General features: G+C 61.1%; 18 protein-coding genes. 7 read left to right on the top strand and 11 right to left on the bottom strand.

Features of this window, described 5'->3' with window-relative positions:
- The first annotated feature begins 59 nt into the window (after positions 1-59).
- Genes pdxH through purU form a run of 4 tightly spaced genes read left to right on the top strand, consistent with a single transcriptional unit; the run spans position 60 to position 3,282 of the window.
- The gene (gene pdxH / locus CAL20_RS04935; RefSeq protein WP_094837361.1) at positions 60-692 is read left to right on the top strand and encodes a pyridoxamine 5'-phosphate oxidase; all 633 of its coding nucleotides are present in this window, start codon (positions 60-62) and stop codon (positions 690-692) included.
- Between the two features lie 48 nt (positions 693-740).
- Positions 741-1,253, top strand: a complete 513-nt coding sequence (locus CAL20_RS04930; RefSeq protein ID WP_094837338.1) for a flavin reductase family protein — start codon at positions 741-743, stop codon at positions 1,251-1,253.
- 13 nt (positions 1,254-1,266) lie between these two features.
- Complete coding sequence (locus CAL20_RS04925) at positions 1,267-2,376, top strand: NAD(P)/FAD-dependent oxidoreductase (RefSeq protein ID WP_094837337.1); 1,110 nt, start codon at positions 1,267-1,269, stop codon at positions 2,374-2,376.
- 51 nt (positions 2,377-2,427) lie between these two features.
- The gene (gene purU / locus CAL20_RS04920; protein ID WP_094837336.1) at positions 2,428-3,282 is read left to right on the top strand and encodes a formyltetrahydrofolate deformylase; all 855 of its coding nucleotides are present in this window, start codon (positions 2,428-2,430) and stop codon (positions 3,280-3,282) included.
- Here the strand turns inward: purU and CAL20_RS04915 are convergent.
- A complete protein-coding gene (locus CAL20_RS04915; RefSeq protein ID WP_094837335.1) occupies positions 3,279-4,181 on the bottom strand; it encodes a LysR family transcriptional regulator in 903 nt (300 codons plus the stop codon). The two genes, purU and CAL20_RS04915, sit on opposite strands and share 4 nt — an antisense overlap.
- A 130-nt stretch (positions 4,182-4,311) precedes the next feature.
- Between CAL20_RS04915 and CAL20_RS04910 the strand changes: the two genes are divergently transcribed.
- From CAL20_RS04910 to CAL20_RS04900, 3 genes are read left to right on the top strand one after another with little or no spacing between them, the layout of a single operon-like run.
- Positions 4,312-6,006: an acyl-CoA dehydrogenase family protein gene (locus CAL20_RS04910; RefSeq protein WP_373558275.1), complete on the top strand. Its 1,695-nt coding sequence runs from the start codon at positions 4,312-4,314 to the stop codon at positions 6,004-6,006.
- A gap of 47 nt (positions 6,007-6,053) precedes the next feature.
- Positions 6,054-7,031 carry a Bug family tripartite tricarboxylate transporter substrate binding protein gene (locus CAL20_RS04905; protein ID WP_094819963.1) on the top strand — a complete coding sequence of 326 codons (978 nt, stop codon included), beginning with the start codon at positions 6,054-6,056 and terminating at the stop codon, positions 7,029-7,031.
- A gap of 11 nt (positions 7,032-7,042) precedes the next feature.
- Positions 7,043-8,200: a CaiB/BaiF CoA transferase family protein gene (locus CAL20_RS04900; protein ID WP_094819962.1), complete on the top strand. Its 1,158-nt coding sequence runs from the start codon at positions 7,043-7,045 to the stop codon at positions 8,198-8,200.
- A gap of 26 nt (positions 8,201-8,226) precedes the next feature.
- On the opposite strand, the gene CAL20_RS04895 is transcribed toward CAL20_RS04900, so the two are convergent.
- Genes CAL20_RS04895 through CAL20_RS04850 form a run of 10 tightly spaced genes read right to left on the bottom strand, consistent with a single transcriptional unit; the run spans position 8,227 to position 19,348 of the window.
- Entirely contained in the window at positions 8,227-9,051 is an 825-nt protein-coding gene (locus tag CAL20_RS04895) for an HpcH/HpaI aldolase/citrate lyase family protein (RefSeq protein ID WP_094819961.1), read from the bottom strand.
- Positions 9,052-9,054: 3 nt separating this feature from the next.
- Positions 9,055-10,257 (bottom strand): MFS transporter, encoded by a 1,203-nt coding sequence (locus CAL20_RS04890; RefSeq protein ID WP_176456443.1) that lies wholly within the window; start codon positions 10,255-10,257, stop codon positions 9,055-9,057.
- Positions 10,254-11,012, bottom strand: coding sequence for a GntR family transcriptional regulator (locus tag CAL20_RS04885; RefSeq protein ID WP_094819959.1), 759 nt, complete (start codon positions 11,010-11,012; stop codon positions 10,254-10,256). Before CAL20_RS04885 ends, CAL20_RS04890 begins: the two co-directional genes overlap by 4 nt.
- The gene (locus tag CAL20_RS04880; RefSeq protein WP_094819958.1) at positions 11,009-12,199 is read right to left on the bottom strand and encodes a CaiB/BaiF CoA transferase family protein; all 1,191 of its coding nucleotides are present in this window, start codon (positions 12,197-12,199) and stop codon (positions 11,009-11,011) included. The genes CAL20_RS04885 and CAL20_RS04880 overlap by 4 nt, the downstream gene beginning before the upstream one ends.
- Entirely contained in the window at positions 12,196-13,350 is a 1,155-nt protein-coding gene (locus CAL20_RS04875) for an acyl-CoA dehydrogenase family protein (RefSeq protein ID WP_094819957.1), read from the bottom strand. The genes CAL20_RS04880 and CAL20_RS04875 overlap by 4 nt, the downstream gene beginning before the upstream one ends.
- Before the next feature lie 38 nt (positions 13,351-13,388).
- A complete protein-coding gene (locus CAL20_RS04870; RefSeq protein WP_094837334.1) occupies positions 13,389-14,789 on the bottom strand; it encodes an MmgE/PrpD family protein in 1,401 nt (466 codons plus the stop codon).
- Between the two features lie 30 nt (positions 14,790-14,819).
- Positions 14,820-16,091, bottom strand: a complete 1,272-nt coding sequence (locus tag CAL20_RS04865) for a TRAP transporter large permease (protein WP_094819955.1) — start codon at positions 16,089-16,091, stop codon at positions 14,820-14,822.
- Positions 16,088-16,732 (bottom strand): TRAP transporter small permease, encoded by a 645-nt coding sequence (locus tag CAL20_RS04860; RefSeq protein WP_176456442.1) that lies wholly within the window; start codon positions 16,730-16,732, stop codon positions 16,088-16,090. The genes CAL20_RS04865 and CAL20_RS04860 overlap by 4 nt, the downstream gene beginning before the upstream one ends.
- Positions 16,719-17,723: a TRAP transporter substrate-binding protein DctP gene (gene dctP, locus CAL20_RS04855; protein WP_094837333.1), complete on the bottom strand. Its 1,005-nt coding sequence runs from the start codon at positions 17,721-17,723 to the stop codon at positions 16,719-16,721. Before dctP ends, CAL20_RS04860 begins: the two co-directional genes overlap by 14 nt.
- Positions 17,720-19,348, bottom strand: coding sequence for an amidase (locus CAL20_RS04850; protein ID WP_094819952.1), 1,629 nt, complete (start codon positions 19,346-19,348; stop codon positions 17,720-17,722). Before CAL20_RS04850 ends, dctP begins: the two co-directional genes overlap by 4 nt.
- Position 19,349 lies beyond the last annotated feature (1 nt).

The raw sequence follows: 19,349 nt of genomic DNA, 5'->3' as shown, positions 1-19,349 counted from the left end.
CCACGAAGGCGGTAAACTGGGGGATACCCGATTTCTGATGCGCCTGGATGTCCCGCCTCATGTCTGTATCTGATTTGCGCCAAAGCTACGAGAAAAGTGTCCTGCTCGAGGAGACCGCCGCCGCGTCGCCGCTCGACCAATTCACTCAGTGGTTTGACGAGGCCCTGCAGGCCAAGGTCCCCGAACCCAACGCCATGACGCTGGCCACCGTCGACAGCACAGGCCAGCCATCGGCCCGGACCGTGCTGATCAAAGGCTTTGATGCGCGGGGTTTTGTGTTCTTTACCAATTACGAGTCTCGTAAAGGACGCGACCTGCTGGCCAATCCGCGCGCCGCGTTGCTGTTTTTCTGGCAACCGCTGGAACGCCAGGTACGCATCGAGGGCGTCATCGAAAAGGTCTCGGCCGAGGAGTCCGACGCGTATTTCCATAGCCGCCCGCTGGGCTCTCGCCTGGGCGCCTGGGCCTCAGAGCAAAGCCAGCCCATTACGCGCGCCGAACTCGAAGCCCGCGAGCGGACATTCCGCGAGCGTTATGGCGATCAGCCGCCCAGGCCGCCCCACTGGGGCGGTTACCGCCTCGTGCCGACCTTGTTCGAATTTTGGCAGGGCCGCGCATCGCGGCTGCATGACCGCCTGCGTTATTTACCCGACGGCCAGGGTGGCTGGGTCATCGACCGCTTGTCGCCTTGAAACCCGAGTCCTCTTGAGCGACTCCCGCCCCCGCCGACCTCAGCCTGCATGTCCCATACAGCCCCTTCCTTCGATGCGAGCTTTTTTCGTACCGCGCTAGGCCGTTTTGCCACCGGCGTCACGGTCGTCACGACCGCCGCTCCCGATGGCGCACCAATCGGTTTGACGGTCAGCTCGTTCAACTCGGTTTCGCTGGACCCGCCCCTGATACTCTGGAGCCTGTCCCGGCGGTCGAGTTCGCTCGAGGTGTTCGAACAATGCGAGCGCTATGTGGTCAACGTGCTGTCTGCCGGACAGATCGCGCTGGCCCGGCGCTTTGCCACGGGCAACACCCGCGAACGCTTCGACGGACTGCCTCGGGGCCAAGCTCCTGGCGGCACGCCTATGCTCGACGAATACTGCGCAGCCTGGTTCGAATGCCGCAACCGCAGCCGCTACGTCGAGGGCGATCACATCATCATGGTTGGCGAAGTCGAACGCTGCGGCCACACGGCCGAAGCGCCCCTCGTTTTTCATGCCGGCGGGTTCGAGCTGACGCCGGCCCATACTGAGTCCAAATAACTCCGGTTCCATTATGAGTACTGACATCGATTGCATCGTCGTCGGCGCTGGCGTCGTAGGCCTGGCAGTAGCGCGCGCGCTCGCGCTGCAAGGCCGCGAGGTCCTCGTAGCCGAGGCCACCGAAGCGATAGGCACTGGCACCAGTTCCCGCAATTCCGAGGTCATCCATGCCGGGATCTACTATCCCGCCGGCAGCCTCAAAGCGCAATTGTGCGTGCGTGGCAAGCACCTGCTGTACGACTACTGCGCCGCACGCGGGGTGCCGCATCGGCGTCTGGGCAAATTGATCGTCGCGACAACCGACGATGAAGCGCTCTTGCTGGACGGAATCGCGCAGCGTGCCCACGCCAACGGCGTCGACGATATGCGCAAACTCACTGCCGCCGAGGCAATGGCGCTGGAGCCGGCCCTGCACTGCACAGCGGCCTTGCTGTCGCCCTCTACCGGCATCGTCGACAGCCACGCGCTGATGCTGGCCTACCAGGGCGACGCGGAAAACGCTGGCGCACAATGTGTCTTTTACACGCCGATGCAGTCGGCCCGCGTCCGGCCCGAAGGCGGATTCGAGGTGCAATTCGGCGGAGAAGAGGCGATGAGCCTATCGTGCAACGTATTGATCAACGCCTCGGGTATTCACGCGCCTACGCTGGCGCGGCACATCGATGGCCTGCCGCCGGCCAGCATCCCGAACGAATATCTGTGCAAGGGCAGCTATTTCACGCTGTCTGGCCGGGCGCCGTTTTCGCGCCTGATCTACCCTGTGCCTCAACATGCCGGCCTGGGCGTACACCTGACGCTGGATATGGGCGGGCAAGCAAAATTCGGCCCGGATACCGAATGGATTCCGACCGAAGACTACACGCTGGACCCGAGCCGGGCCGACGTGTTCTATGACGCGGTCCGTACCTATTGGCCCGCCTTGCCTGATGGCGCGCTTGCTCCTGGCTATACTGGCATCCGCCCCAAGATTTCCGGCCCCCACGAGCCCGCCGCGGATTTTGTCATCGCTGGTCCCGCCGTACACGGCGTCGCAGGATTGGTCAATCTGTTCGGCATCGAATCGCCGGGCCTGACTGCCAGCCTGGCCATCGCCGACGAGACCGTCGCTCGGTTGTCGTCGTAGTTTTTCCGCCGCCGAGCCGCAGCGTAATGACCTTATTTTTTATCTCAGATCATGCCGCATAACGATCATATCCTGACCCTCTCCTGCCCCGACCGCACAGGCATCGTGTATCGCGTCAGCGGCCTGCTGTTCGAGTTGGGCTGCAACATCCTCGATTCACAGCAATTCGGCGATGACGAAAGCGGCCGTTTCTTTTTGCGGGTGCATTTTGACTTGCCTGCCGCCGTGACCGCGGACAGCCTGCGCGAACGATTTGCGCCCATGGCCGATACGTTTGCCATGGACTGGCAAATCCATGACGCGCGCCGCAAACCGCGCCTGTTGATCATGGTCAGCAAACAAGGGCACTGCCTGAACGATCTGCTGTTCCGCGTACAAAGCGGCCAGCTGCACGCCGAAATCGCTGCCATCGTGTCCAATCACAATGACTACGCCAGCCTGGCCGCGTCGTACGGCATTCCGTTTCACCATCTGCCCGTCACGCCCGACACCAAGGCCGAGCAGGAAAAACAGGTCTTGAGCCTGGTCGAGTCGGAACAGATCGATCTGGTGGTCCTGGCGCGCTACATGCAGATCCTGTCGCAGGACATGTGCCAGGCGCTGAATGGCCGCGCCATCAACATCCACCATAGCTTTCTGCCGAGCTTCAAGGGTGCGCGCCCCTATCACCAGGCGCATGCCCGCGGCGTCAAGATCATCGGCGCGACCGCTCACTACGTGACGTCCGACCTGGACGAAGGCCCGATCATCGAGCAGGACATCGAACGCGTGGATCACACCATGACGGCACAAGAGCTGACGCAAGTCGGCAGCGACGTGGAATCGCTGGTGCTGGCCCGTGCCGTGCGCAGCCATGTCGAGCATCGCATTCTGCTCAACCGCAACAAGACAGTCGTGTTCCGCTAGGCCTTTGCGCTGGCCGCGCCATAGTGATCGCGCACCAGCCGGACGGCGGTGCGCAACAGCGGCGAGTCCACCTGTCTCGGCCAGATCGCCTGACTGACGGACCGCGCCTGGTGTTCAAACGCAATAAAGCGCGTGCCCGCCAGGCCGCTGCGCGCCAGGCACGCCGGCACAATGGACACCCCCAATCCCTGCGACACCAGCGCGGCGACGCTCAACCAATGCCGGACTTCGTGGCGTACCACCGGGTGAAAACCCGCGGTCACGCACATCGACAACACCGTCTCGTAATAGCTGGGCGAGGCCTCTCGCGCAAAGAAAATAAAATCGTCCTTGGCTACCGCCCGCAACGACACTCTGCGGCGGCGCGCCAACGGATGCGTATCAGGCACGCACAACACAAAGGGCTCGGTCATCAGGTCCAGCGTCCTGACCTCACTCGGTGCGGGATTCGCGTGAATAAACCCCAGATCCTGCTCGCCGCGGCGCACGGCCTCCAATTGATCATGCGAGTTCAATTCAACGAGGACATGTTCGACATCGGGCAAGGCCGCACGCATCGACGCCAGCAAATCAGGCAAGCCCCGGTACAGCATCGAGCCGACAAACCCGATGCGCAAGCGTCCTCGCAAGCCGGCGTCAACCCGCTGCACCAATGTGCCGATAGCCTCGGACTGACGTAATAAGGCCTGCGCTTCGCGATACAGCACGCGCCCTGCTTCAGTCAGCGCTACGTGACGGCTGGTGCGCTCCAGCAATTGCGCCCCCAACGTACTCTCCAATTGCCGGATGGCATAACTGAGAGGCGGTTGAGAAATATGCAGCCGCTGTGCGGCACGGCTGAAATGGCGTTCTTCGGCAACCGCAATGAAATAACGCAACAGGCGTGGCTCTAGGTCCATGGGAATCTCTCTGTCTTGAATCTATATTTAATTTGTATAGTTCAACATTAAAACAGTATTTGTATAGATGGATGGTTTGAGTAACGATGTGCGCTCCAGCGCCTGCACTACGCCCTTTCACGAGCCCGCCATGACCTTGTCGCCAACCTCCTCCGATGTGCCCGATTCCCGAGGCCTGAATCTGTTTCGCGCGGATCCTTATGCGGCCGCGATGAGCGCACGATATCTGCCGCCCGATTTACACGCGCACCTGCTGCCGCACCTGGATCGTCTCGGCGCGCTCGCGGGCTCACGTATCGACGAACTGGCCTCCATTGCGGATCAGAATCCCCCCACCCTCTCGGTACGCAACCGTGCCGGCCAGGACGAATCGCGCATACACAAGCATCCCGCCTATATCGACATGGAACGCTTGGCGTACAGTGAATTCGGTTTGGCGGCCATGTCGCATCGCGGCGGCGTACTGGGATGGCCTAACCCCATGCCGCCCGCGGCCAAATATGCATTGAGCCATCTATTCGTTCAAGCAGAATTCGGCCTGTGCTGCCCGGTCAGCATGACGGATTCGCTGGCGCGTACGCTACGCAAGTTCGGCGATCCCGCATTGATCGAACGGGTGCTGCCTCAAGTCATCTCGCAAGATTTCGATGAGTTGCGCCAAGGTGCGATGTTCATGACAGAGCAAGGCGCGGGCTCCGACGTCAGCGCCACCACCACGCGTGCAGAATTGCACGATGATGGCACCTGGCGGCTGTATGGCGACAAGTGGTTCTGTTCCAATGCGGATGCGGGATTCGCCATGGTGCTGGCCCGCAGCGAGCCTGCCGACGGCCTGAAAGGTGTCTCGCTTTTTCTGTTGCCGCGCGACTTGCCTGACGGCACGCACAACGCCTATCGGATCCTGCGCCTGAAAGACAAACTCGGCACGCGCTCGATGGCCAGCGGGGAAATCCGCCTCGAGGGCGCGCAAGCCTGGCTGGTCGGCGAGCGCGGCAAAGGGTTCCAGCAGATGGCCGACATGATCAACAATTCCCGGCTGTCGAATGGCATGCGAGCCGCCGGCTTGATGCGGCGTGCGGTCACTGAGGCTATTTACTTTGCCCAACATCGCCGCGCCTTTGGGAAACGATTGATAGAGATGCCGCTGATGCGTCGTCAACTCGTCAAGATGACGGTCTGGGCCGAGCAAGCGCGCAGTGTGATGTACCAAACCGCAGCGGCCCTGGCAGACGCCGAACACGACAAGCAGTCGGCGGCATTGGCTCGCATCATGACACCGCTGATCAAATTCCGCGCTTGCCGTGACGCGCGCAAGGTCACCGGAGACGGTATGGAGGTGCGCGGCGGATGCGGCTATATCGAAGAATTCGTCGAAGCCCGCCTGGTACGCGACGCCCATCTGGGATCGATCTGGGAAGGCACCAGCAACATCGTGGCGCTGGATGTGTTGCGCGCCATTCAAAAGACGGATGCCCTGGCGGCATTGCGCCAGCATGTCGATGCGCTCCTGCAGGCTGGCGTGCCCTGCAATCCGGCCGTAGCCGATACGCAAGCACAGGCTCTGGAGCGCGCCTTCGGTCTCGCTCATCATGCCGCGTTGAATGAGCGCCCCGACCTGGCACGCCAAGCGGCATCGGCGCTCTATCACGCACTGTCGCTCGCTGCACTGCGCTGGGAGGCCTCGGGCTCGGGGCTGTCTGATCGGGGACTGCTGGCCGACCATGTGCTGCAGCATCGTCTGCTACCGCGCGATCCTTGCGCGATACCGGACGATGAGGACGACACCTGCCGCGAACTGCTTCGGCATTTCTTGCCATCAGACTGACCCAACACAAAAAAACGCCTGCCAGGCGTGTACCACCGGAGACAACCATGCAACGACGACATTTCTGCCTGACACTGGCCAGCGCCGCTCTGTTGGCGTCTACCTCAGCGCGCGCCGCGCAGGCATTCCCCAATCAGCCGGTCACCCTCATCGTGCCCTTTCCGCCGGGCGGACCGACCGATGCGATGGCGCGACGCCTGGCCGACGGATTGAAGCGTCAATTAGGCCAAACCGTCGTCGTGGAAAATCGCCCCGGCGCTGGCGGCAACATCGGCGCGGAATATGTCGCCCGCGCCAAGCCCGATGGCTACACCATCATGTTCGGCACCTCCGGCCCGCTCGCCATCAACGGCAGCCTGTACAAGCAACAGCAATACGATCCGCAAAAGAGCTTTGCTCCCATCATCCGCATCGGCCACTTGCCCAATATCCTCGTCGTTCATCCCTCGCTGCCCGTGCACAACGTGCAAGAGCTGATCGCCTACGCAAAACAGAATCCGGACAAACTCAGTTATGCCTCATCAGGCAACGGCGCCTCGTCGCATCTGGCGGGCATTCTGTTCAACAAAATGGCAGGCACGCAGATCCTGCACATTCCCTATAAAGGCACCGGGCCTGCATTGAATGACTTGCTGGGCGGTCAGGTGTCGATGTCGTTCACCGACATTCTCACTGCCCTGCCTCATGTCAAAGCAGGGACATTGCGCGCCATCGGTCTGGCCAGCGCAGAGCGTTCGCAAGCGCTGCCCGATCTGCCCACCCTGTCAGAGCAAGGGCTGGACGGCTATGACGTCAGCGTGTTCTTCGGCATCGTGGCGCCGCGCAGCACGCCCAGCGATGTGATCGATAAATTGAACCAGGCATTCATCGCCGTCCTGGCTGATCCTGACGTCAAAGAGACCTTGCACAAGCAAGGCATTGTTGAAGCAGACGACAAAACCCCTCAAGGCCTGTCCTCGTTCATCGATGCACAGGTCCCGAAATGGCGCGCCATCATTCAGGAAGCCGGCGTCGCCTTAGACTAAGGATATCCCGCATGTCTCTCCCTTCGCTGCCGGCTGGTGCGCTGACCGGATGCAAAATCATTGATCTGTCGCGTGTACTGGGCGGCCCATATTGCACGCAGCTGCTCGCGGACCATGGTGCTGATGTCATCAAGATTGAACCGCCTGTCGGCGACGAAACGCGCGGATGGGGCCCGCCTTTCCTGCATGAGACCGCGTCGTACTTCATCGGCGTCAATCGCAATAAACGCGGCATGACACTGGATCTATCCGAGCCAGCGGGACAGGAACTGCTGCGCCATCTCTTGGCGGATGCTGATGTGCTGGTCGAAAATTTCAAACCCGGCACCCTGGAAAAATGGGGCCTCGGGTACGAGCAGCTCAGCGCGGCATTTCCGCGCCTGATTCACTGCCGCGTCAGCGGCTTTGGCGCAGACGGCCCGTTAGGCGGCCTGCCCGGCTACGACGCCTGCGCACAAGCCATGTGCGGTTTGATGAGCGTCAATGGCGATGCTGAGGGCGATGCCACGCGGGTTGGCCTGCCTGTCGTGGACATGGTCACGGGGCTGAACGCTGCCGTCGCCGTCCTGCTGGCATTAAACGAACGCGTGCGCAGCGGCCTGGGCCAGTTTCTGGACATCACGTTATACGACTGCGCGGTGTCGTTATTGCATCCACATGCGGCAAATTATTTTTATAGCGGCAATGTCCCTGGCCGCACAGGGAATGCGCATCCCAACATCGCGCCTTATGAAACGCTGCCGACACAAAGCGGCGCGATATTCCTGGCGGTCGGCAACAATCGGCAGTTCGCAGCACTGGCGCGTGCGCTGAACGCCGAGGCCTTGTTGACCGACGCACGATTTACGAACAATGCAGATCGTCTGCAACATCGCGATGCCTTGCGTGCAGAGTTGACCGGAAAACTGGCCTCGCACGATGCCGCGACGTTGGCAGAACAACTGCTGCGACAAGGGGTACCCGCCGCAGCGGTGCAAAATGTCGAGGACGTGTTGCATCATCCACATACCCGGCATCGCCAGATGGTGTTGGAACAAGGCGAATATCGAGGCGTGGGATCACCGATCAAGTTGTCCCGCACGCCGGCCAGTCTGCGGCGATTGCCGCCGAAACTGGGAGAACATAATGAGGAGATACGATCTGGCATAGATGCCACGTACCGAGCGTGACGCGCGGCCCGGACGGCACATCGCGCTCAAGCGCAGGCTGGCAATGATTCCTCGTCAATCATGTCCAGCCATGCCTGGGCCAAGTCATGCAGCGGCTTGTCCACGAGTTTGCCGTCCACCGTCACCGCACCATGGCCGCCTAGCGCTACCGCGTCTGTCACTCGTTTGGCCCAGGCCAGCTCATCGTCGGAAGGCAAGAAGCCCCTGTTCACAGGCGCCACCTGCTTGGGATGAATACATAGTTGCCCGCCAAAGCCGAGGCGGCGCGCAGTGGCTGCCGTAGCTTGCAAGGCGCCGGGATCATCCCAATGCAAGGTCGCGCCATCGACAGGCGCAGCCAAGCCGGCACGCCTCGACGCCAGCACCAGGGCAACGCGTATTGGCAGCCAGCCATTCTCGTCTTGAATACCCGTATCACGGGCAAAATCAACGCTGCCAAATACCAGGCGCACGACCCCGGGCACCCGCGCCAAGGCGGCCGCATTTTCTACCCCTGCGGCGGTTTCGATCAACGGAAACAGGCGTACGTTATCGCCCAGGCGCTGACGCAACTGATTCAATGCCGATGGATCCTCTGCCTTGGGCAACATCACCGCATGACAGCCCGCCTCCTGCAAGGCGCAGACATCATCGTCAAACCAAGACGTGTCCGCGCCATTGACGCGTATCAACGCAGGGCAGGCAGATGATGCAAGCCACGGCACCGCCAAACTGCGCGCCCGTACTTTTGCCTCGGGCAACACCGCGTCCTCGAGATCCAGAATGATGGCGTCCGCACCGGCTGCCGCGGCCTTGTCAAAACGCTCGGGGCGATCTCCCGGCACAAACAGCAAGCTACGCAGACGTTTCATCACTCATGCCTCCTCGTGAACTGAGAAACGACGCCGCTGCGTCACCAACAGCACGCCGCACAGTAAAGCCGGAATCACGATCAGAACGAAAGCGATCCGATAGCTGTCAAAGAGCGCCATCATGGCGCCAAACAAAGGCGGTCCCACCACCACGCCCAGAAAAGTACAGGTCAGCGCCCCGCCCGTCGCCATGCCGGTTTTGCCCGCCGGCGCCTGACGCGCGATTTCCGCGAGGTATACGCCATTCCAACCGACGGCTGCCGCGCCCAGCACCACCAGCGCCAGCGCCACCATCGGCACGGGTGTCTGGGCCGATAGCGACGCCAATACCAGTACTCCCAATCCCATCAAGGCTGCCAGAACGGCCAACATCAGGACCGCCCCCAGATAGCGGTCGGCGCACCATCCCCAAAAAATGCGCCCCACCACCCCGGCCACCTGGCCCAACGACAACAGCGCGCCCGCAGCAATCAAGGTGTAAGCGAGACTATCGTGCAAATACGTCACGAGGTAGGCACTGAACGACCATTGCACCGCTGAAAAGCATAACGAGGCGCCAGCCAACAACGACAGCGTTCTATGCGAAAAAATCAACGCCAGCGGCGCACGTAGATTTCCCAGTCCTGCCGTTCGGGCCGGTTTGCGGTCCGCATCCAGTTCCGCACGCACCCACTGCGCCAACAACGCACATATCAGGCACGCCGCCGCCGTTACCAGCAGCGCCCCTTGCCACCCCACGCCGATTTCGAGCTTGGGGGCCAACAGACCCGCCAGCACACCGCCCAGCGGCACGCCGGTCTGTTTGATGGAAAACACGAACGACATTCGATGCACAGGCGTGGTCTGGATCAGCAGATGCGAACTGGCCGGCGTGATAGGTCCATAACCGAGGCCCAGCAGTATCGCGCCGATAGCCAGCAACACCGTATACCCGGCCACGCTCAAGAGCAGCCCTGCCGCACACAACACCAGTCCCAATTGACTGGCACGGATCGCTCCCAGTCGAGACACCCAGCCGCCCGCCATCAAACTGCCTGCCATCGCGCCGACATACATCAACGACACGTAAATGCCGATTGATTCGCCCGCCACACCCGTCTGGGCACTGATCGCAGGTGCCAACACCGGCACCACCAATGCGGCTGCAGCCACCAACGACTGCACCGCCAACGTAATCGCCAGAACTGCGCCGCTGGAGACCCTCACACAGGCACCTGCCATTCACGGCGGAATGACTCGCGGTAACTGAAGCGATCCGCGGGATGGACACTGACGGCCAGTTCAACCAGCGCATCGCGCGCATCCATATATCGGCGCTCCAGCCGCAAGCCCGCCGATCCTGGCTTGGCTCCGAGACGGGACGCCAGCGCCTTGTCCAATACGACACCCTGTATATCCTGATGCACCGTCGTGATCTGTACGTCGAACTCTTCCTCCAGCACCGCATACAGCGCGCGCGTCATCCGGCCCCGTATGCCCGTCACCGAGCGAAAGGCCGGCGCGATATACGCGTCAGTCAAACAGATAGGCGCGTCATGCGCTTTGGTGTAACGCAATCCCCATACGTGCAGCCAGGTTTCGCCCGGCGACGCATCCAGGGTATCTGCCAGGTCGCCGTCCACATTCAACAATGCCTGGCCCTCGATTTCCAGAGAGGTTTCATAGGCGTACTGCCGCAGATCCGTAATTCCCGACATGGTCTGCGTGTACTGCGTCACCGGCTCCTGTCTAAGCACACGACTGCCTACGCCCGCCTGGCGCGTCACCATCCCCATTTGCACCAACTGTTTGACCGCCTCGCGGATGGTAAAACGCGACACGCCAAACTGATCGCACAATTCAAACTCGGTGGGCAGCAAACTGCCCACCGGATACCGGCCCGCTCGTATCTCATTGATCAGCGTCGTCGCCAGCTGCAAATATCGCGGACGGCCGCCTGGCGCTTCGATCTTTACTGTCATAGAACGGCATTCTTCCTCAAACTAGCAATCTGATCAGGTCCATAACCCGCCTGCGCCAGCAACTCGTCAGTATCAACGCCCATGGCCGGCGCCGCCCGGGTCAAGGGGGCTTCTCCAGGGCACCGGATCGGTGACGCTACATTCCGTATCGCCCTGCCCTCCGTATCATAAGCGTCCAGCAAGCACTGACGCGCCTTTACAAACGGACTGTCCAGCGCCTGAGCCACATCATAAACGGGCGCCGCGGGGATCCGGCCCGCAAAACGCGCCATCCAGTGGTCTGTCGTCTGGGACATGAAGACGGTTTCCAGCTCCTCATTAAAGCGGTCGCGGTTCTGCAAACGATCCGTGAAACTGCGGTAGTCCGGATTATCGATCCACTCGGGATGGCCCATCGCCTGCGCCAGCAAGGGCCAGAACTTTTCCTTGTTGCACATAATAAAGATCCAGCTGTCAGCCGTACGATACAACTGGCTGGGCACCAGCGATGGATGCCCGGACCGGGGCGCACGTCCTGTCTTGTGCCCGCCGTTCAAATACCATGTTGCCAGGTATCCGAGGTTGTGCAGCGCCACGTCGAACAGGCTGACATCCACGTCTCGCCCTGTCCCGCTCTGGCGCGCACCCAGAACAGCCGATACCAGGCCCAGCGCTGCCGTCGTTCCCGTCATCAAATCGATGATGGACAGTCCGAATCGCGACGGCGGGCCATCAGGCTCGCCGGTGAGCGACAGGTACCCCGCCTCCGACTGCATCAGATAGTCATACCCAGGCCAGCTCGCGCGCTCGCCATCGCGGCCATAGGCCGACAAATGCACGCAGACGATATCCGCCCGAACCTCACGCAAGGCGTCATAGGTCAGCCCAAGCCGGCCTGGCAGGTCTCCGCGCAAGTTATTGAATACCGCATCGGCGTGCCGGCACAGATCGCGCAGCACCTGCTGGCCTTCCGGCCGTTTCAGATCCAGCGTGACGCTTTTCTTGTTGCGATTGAAGGCCTGGTAAAAATGGCTGTCTCCGGGTCCGAAATAATGTGGTCCCACCGCTCGGCCGACATCGCCGCCATCGTGGGGATTTTCTATTTTGATGACCTCTGCACCTAGATCGGCCAGATGCTGCGTGCCGAACGGCCCCGCGCCATATTGCTCCACCGAAACAATACGCAATCCCGTGAGCGGCAGACTCATACGCGGTTCCTCTCGATCAACTGCTTGGAAATGATGATGCGCTGCAGTTCATTGGTGCCCTCCCCAATGACCAGCAGCGGCGCATCGCGGTAGAAACGCTCGACCAAGTATTCTTTGGAATAGCCATATCCGCCATGGATACGCATGGCTTCCAATGAGTTCTCCACGGCTGTCTCAGTCGCAAAGAGCTTTGCCATCCCCGCCTCCATGTCGCAACGTTCGCCCCGGTCATAGGCTTGCGCCGCTTGCAGCGTCAACAGGCGCGCGGCCTGCGTGCGCGTGGCCATTTCACCGAGTTTGGTCTGGATGGCTTGATGCTCGCAGATCGGTTTGCCGAACGTCTTGCGCTGCTGAGCGTACTTGACCGATTCGCGCAGCGCGGCTTGCGCCACACCGACGCCGCGGGCTGCGACATTGATGCGGCCCAATTCCAGCCCGTTCAGTATCATTTGCAGGCCTCGGCCTTCGGTACCGCCAATCAAGCGATCGGCGGGAATGCGGTAGTTCTCGAATACGAGTTCGGTCGAATCAATGCCTTTGTAGCCCAGCTTTTCCAGTTTTCGGCTGACGGTGAATCCTGGTCCCTTCTCCGCGATGAAAAGACTCATCCCTTTATGACGCGGCTCGGCTTGCGGATCCGTTTTTACCAACAGCGCAAAGCAGTTTCCGTAATAGCCGTTGGTGATCCACATCTTTGCGCCATTGACGACATACTCGTCACCCTCGCGCCGTGCGGTGGTCCGAATCGCCTGCAGGTCGGTGCCGCAATCGGGCTCCGTCAATCCAATGCCGCCACGCAACTCGCCCGTCGCGAAACGCGGCAGAAATGCCTGCTTTTGCGCTTCTGTACCGTTGCGCTGTACGGCCGCTGCCATGATCAGATGCGAATTCAGGATGCCCGACAGCGACATCCATTCCTCGGAAATGCGCTCAATGATCTTGGCATAAGTTGTCGTCGACAAGCCCAGGCCGCCGTATTCCGGCGCAATCAGGCAACCGAACAAACCCATGGCCTTCATTTTTTCGACGATCTCTTCGGGATAGACATCGTCATGCTCGAGCTGCCACACATGAGGCCGCACCTCTTGCTCCAGAAAGCGGCCGACCATATCCAGAATCAGTTGTTCCTGCTCATCATCGTGCATTGTCATCAGATGCTCCTCAACCTCTCATAGGCGGCACACGCCGCTCAAGCCTCACGTCCCAATTGATCTGCCAGCGCGCGCGCCGATCCTTGCTCCATTTGCAGCACACTTTGTTCAATGACATCGGCCTGCGCCGCCGGCATTCGGCGCAATACGTTGTCCCGATACTTGGCCCGGATATCCGATTCGGTCAAAGGCCGGTCTTCCGCGCCGCGGTTGACTGCCTCGCGCTCGCGCAGCACGCGGCCGTCTTTCAGCTCGACGATGACCTCGCCCGAATAATGCTTTGGGAAACCGCTATCGGGATCGTGCCGGTAATCCGTCACCTCGGCCAAGGCCAGCACCGCCGGATCGCGCAGCGCGTCAGGTTCCAGATCGTCCAGCGTCAACCGTCCCTTGCACAACGCCGTACCCACCAGATATGGAATGCTGAACTGCGCCTCATAGCTATTGGCGGGCTTGCGCTTGGAAGACTCGGGTTCGCACACCGTCTTGACGACCTCCTGCGGCACCAGCACGGTAATGCGATGCACTTGTTCTGCGGAGATCCCCTGCGCATGCAGACGTGCGGCAGCATCGACACTGGCATGCGTAAAGTGGCAGGCAGGCAAAGGCTTGACCGACACGCGCATCAATTCCCACCGCTCGCCGAGTTCGGCAGTGGCCAAGCCCAGGTCATAGTCGGCTCCGCCCAAATGGCTCGCATACAAGCCGAACCGCCCCTCATAGGCTAAGCGCGTACCGGTATAGCCATGCTTGCCGAACGTGGCTGCCGTGATCCCCGCGGACGCGGCCCAACCGGGATGCATGCGCTTGTTCCATGCGCCGTCGTTGAGAAACTCCAGACTGCCCGCGGCCAGCGACAGGGCGATACCCTGCGCATCCACCATTTGCTGTACGTTCAACCCCAGCAGCCAAGCCGCCGCCAAGGTGCAGCCAAAGGTGCCGATCAATCCCGTGGGATGAAAACCTATTTGATGGAAGCCGCCCTTGGCTACCGCTCCCAAGCGCGTGGACACCTCCATGCCCAGCACATAGGCAGCTACCATGTCCGCACCGCTGCGGTCCTCGCGCGCCGCCAACGCCAATACGGTGGGCAAAGCCGAGGCCGTAGCATGAATCACGCCTCTGGCATGGGTATCGTCATAATCCAGGCCATGTACCAGAATGCCATTGGCCAACGCAGCATTGCGCAAGTCCATGCGCCGTGAACTGCCGATCACGACGCTGTCGCCGCCGCCATCGAGCTCGTCAATCGCGGCCAAGGCACGACGGGAAAAATCGTAGCCATGCGATGCGATGGCGATACCGACGGAATCCAGCATCAGCAGCCGAGCCCGCTCACGCACCTCATCAGGAATACGCCGCGCATCGAAACCGGCAGCGTATTGCGCGAATACTTCCGACAGAGCCAGTCCTGCGGCGGGCATTGCATTGTCTTTCATGTCTGTTCTCCAGAATTCATAACGAGGCCGTCAATGCACGAGCGCCAACGACAGGGCGGGAACAAAAGTGATCAGGGCCAGGGACAGCAACCTGGTGACGTAGAACGGCACCACGCCACGGGCGACCTGCTCGACCGGGATACGCGCAATACCGCTCATCACGAACAGGTTCAGGCCGATCGGCGGCGTCAACGTCGCGATCTCGACGTTCGCTACCATGATCACGGCAAAGTGCACAGGGTCAATACCGAGGTGAGTCGCCATGGGAAAGAGCAATGGCGCGGTCAGCACAATCATGGCGACGCCATCCAGGAACATGCCCAACACCAGCAGCACCGCATTTGCCAGCAGCAGGAACTGCCACGCGCTCATGTCCATGCGTTCCATGAAGCCGATCAACGATGCCGACACGCCCATACGTGCCAGAATGAAGCCGATCAGGCTGCCACCCATCACCACCATGAAAATCATGGTGGACTGCAGGATCGACTCTTGTGACGCCTGCCACACGTCCCGCCATTTCATCGTGCGGTAGATCAGCACGCATAGCAACGCGGCATAGCCCGCTGCGACCGCCGACACCTCGGTGGGCGTAAAGATGCCCAGGTAAATGGACCCCAGCACCAGCACCGGCATGGACAATGCCCCCGCGGCACGCGGCAAGCGCCGTGTAAAGCCCGCGAAATCCGGGGTTCCCACCGTATTCCCGTAACCATGCCTGCGCGTGAGCCATACCGTGGTCAGCAACAAGAGCGCGGCCTCCATCAAACCGGGCAGGATCCCCGCGATGAACAATTTGTCCACCGGCAATCCGACAATCGAGCCAATCAGGATGAAACCCAATGACGGCGGGATCATCAAGCCCAGTGTTCCGCCTACCGCGACCAAGGCCGCCGAAAAACGCGGCGGATAGTTTTCGCGCTTCAGGCCATCCACCGTCGCTGCGCCAATCGCGGCGGCCGACCCCACACTCGATCCGGACACGGCCGCGAAGAATACGCACGCCAGCATCACCGTCAGTGCCAACCCTCCACGCACGCAACGCACCAGACTGCCGATGAGTTCGATCATGACAGCGACGATATTGCCGCGCATCATCAGATTACCCATCAGTACAAACATGGGAATCGCCATCAGCGGATAGCTATTGATGGATTTGAAGGCCGTCTGGGCGACGACAGTCAGGGGCACGCCGTCGACCGACAGCACCATGCCGCTGGATACCAGGCCCATCGCGGTACCGACATGAGCGCCCAGCGCGAGCAGCACCAATAAGCCAATAACAGAGAGTCCCAGTGTCATAGCAAGGGCTCCTGACGGCTCAACGCTGCGGTGACGCTCGCGTCGGGCGCCTCATCTACAGGCTCGGGAGCAAAAGGATCACCCCAGCGCCACGCATACCATGCGGCGCAGGCATAGTAGACAAACAGCGCCACACCTCCCACCGGCATCGCCAGGAACAGCAACCACATGGGCAGCTCCAGCGATGACTCAGACACCATGCCCATCGAATAAAACCGCTGCACCTGCGGGATGGACGAATACGCCAGTATCAAAGCGAACCCCATGCCCGCAAAGCAAGACAGCAGCCACACCGCACGCTGCGCCATCAACGGCAACCGCTGGACCAGCAACTCGGTACGGATATGGTATTGACGAAAGCCCGCTATCCCCAATGTCAGGAAAAAAGCCCACACCATCAGAAAACGGACAGACTCCTCGGCCCAGAAATAACTGACATTCAGGACATAGCGGCTAAAACCCTCGACGATCATGATCAAAGTCGCGCCCAGTGCCAGCACAGTGGCCAGCCCCAACGTCAATCGTGATAGCCTGCCCAGCGTGCCGAATACCGGCGTCGTGGCGGCTGCTGTTTGCACGGCTTTGCCAGACTGCGCTTGTGCAGACGTCAGCGCAGGGGATTCCAGATTACTTGCCATCATGGACACACTCCTTGCGTATGTTTTCCAGCTCGGCAATCGCATCGGCATGCTTGTTGCGAAACCCCGCACCCGCTGCGACGACACGCGCCTTCAGTTGTTCGACCTGCTCAGGCGCCATTACCCGGTAATGCCCGCCCTGGGCCACCATCTGTTCGATCAGTTGCTGATCTTTGGCCACTGTCTCTTTCCACTGTTTGACGATGATCTCGTTCAACGCGTCATGGATGGCTTTGCGCTGGTCCTCCGGCAGTGCATCCAGCCAAGGTTTGTCCACCGTCACGGCGGACGTCGCCAGTCCCATGCCTGGCGCCAAGGTGGCGAATTTCGCGGTTTTCCCCAAGACATCCACCCACCCTGCGGGGGACGTCATGGCGCCGTCAATCGCGCCCTGAGACAAGGCGGCCGACATTTCCGAGGCAGACATGGAGATCGGACTGGCCTGCACAGCCCGCATCGCGTCCAGCATGATCTGTCCTCCAATGACCCGGATTTTCTGGCCCTTGAGATCGTCCACGCTCTGGATATCACGGTCTTTCATGAGAAAAATCAGATCGGCCGTGCGCAGAAAACCCAGCACTTGTATGCCGCGCGGCTCGAGATAGCCGGAAATCTGGCGTGTGAACCGCTGCGAGAAACAAGGATTGGTCATATCCTCCGAGGTCAATGCAAACGGCAGGCTGGCCACTCCGACGCGTGCATCGAACTGCTCCAGGCGCGAAGACACCGGCCACACCATATGCACCGCGCCCGTGCCCAATGCCGCCAGGCCATCGCGATCGTTATAGAGTTGCGATGCCGGAAAATACTTTCCCTGTATCGCGCCTCCCGTGCGTTGCTTCACAGCAGTAATGAACTGCTCGATATAGGGGCTGGGATTGGTCGCCGATGGAATTTCACTGGTGATGATCATGTCGGCTGCATTTGCCGCAGATCCCCACCCCACCACCGCGGCTGCCGACCAGGCCATGGCCCAATTCCGAAGTGCTTTCATTTCGTATCCTCCGTTGCGGTGGCCTGCCTATCCCGATGCGATGAAGCTGTCCATGCTGCGGGACGCCGCTGGTGCCACTCGGTGAATTGCTGATACCGCCGCCCCAATGCCAGCACACGGTCCTCGCCCAATGGCGGCCCCACTAATTGCATCCCCAACGGCAAGCCCCCGGCCCCTTGTCCTGCCGGTAAGTTCAGTACAGGCGATCCGAGATAGTTGATTCCCCGCGTCCAGATCGACAACAGGGCAAACTCCCGTTCCAGGCGGGCTTGGTCCGCATGCTGGGTGGGCGCCACCAGTGGCGCGACGTCCGGTGTGCTGGGCAGCATCAACGCATCGGCATCACCCTGAATGTCCCGCAAATACCGCCGCAGGAATGCATGCCGCAGGCGCAGGGCATCGTAGTAATCCACGCCAGACACCAGCAACCCACGCGAGATCCGGCGACGCACCTGATGTCCGTATGCATTACCGAACTGACGCAGCCACCGCTGATGCAACGCCGCGGCCTCGACAGCCAACACGACGGAGGCCAGCACACTCGCCTGCTGCAGGGTGGCATAGGGTGACTGGACCATGACGCACTCCACGCCAGCATCGCGCCATACACGTTGCGCCTCATCCAACGCGTGCCGCATCGCATCAGAGATCGGATCGCCGTCGTCCCATCGCGGCACAGCCACCTTCATGCGACGCGGCGCCGCGCCCAAGGTCACCGGTGCATCCAGGCAAGACAGATCCGCGGGGTCCCTGCCTGCTATCGCTTGATAGGCGTAGCCGCACAGTTCAGCCGACCATGCCAATGGACCAATACAATCCAGGCTCGCCGACAAGGGCATTGCCCCCGCGGCACTGACGCGATACTGCGTCGGCTTTAACCCGGTCAAACCGCACAACGCGGCCGGCAGGCGAATCGAACCGCCCGTGTCGGATCCGATCGCCAGTGGCACATGCCCCGCTGCCACCGACATCGCTGCCCCGCTGGAGCTGCCGCCGGACACCCGGTCCAGATCCCAAGGATTACGGCCAGGCCCGTAGGTTTCGTTCCAGCCTGTAGGAGACATGGCGAACTCGGCCATCTGCTGCGTTCCCAGGATGACGGCGCCAGCATCGCGCAAGCGCGTCACGACGGTGGCATCTGCATGCGCCTGAGGACTGCGGGCACGCAGCGGCGTTCCCCAGCCCGCCGTACGGCCTTGCATGTCGAACATATCCTTGATGCCCACAGGCATCCCATGCAATGGACCACGCCATTTGCCATGACGCTGTTCCTCGTCAAGCGAACGGGCCTCGGCCAGTGCGGCGTCGGCATCGACATGCATCCAGGCGGACTTGCCAGGCTGGCGCTGCTCAATCGCTGCCAGGCTGGAACGCACTTGGCATTCGCTATCTTGCGATGGACTGCGGGCCTCGACCAAGACGTCAGGGAACGGCTCGGGGGCCAACGATCGCAACACCTGACCAAATGGCTCGCAGGTCTGCATCATGTCAGATGCCGCCCAATCCTGTCTGAGCGCTATCCGCAGGGCCTCGACCATCTCGGCCAATTCGGGTACGTCCTGTGCATCGATGGGCAAGTCGCGCGCTTGGGACCACTGCAACGCTGATTCAATGAGCGCGCTCATC

Origin of the sequence: Bordetella genomosp. 4 (genome assembly GCF_002261185.1) — a bacterium.
Classification (GTDB): Bacteria; Pseudomonadota; Gammaproteobacteria; order Burkholderiales; family Burkholderiaceae_B; genus Bordetella_A.
This window is presented reverse-complemented; position numbering and strand designations above follow the sequence as displayed.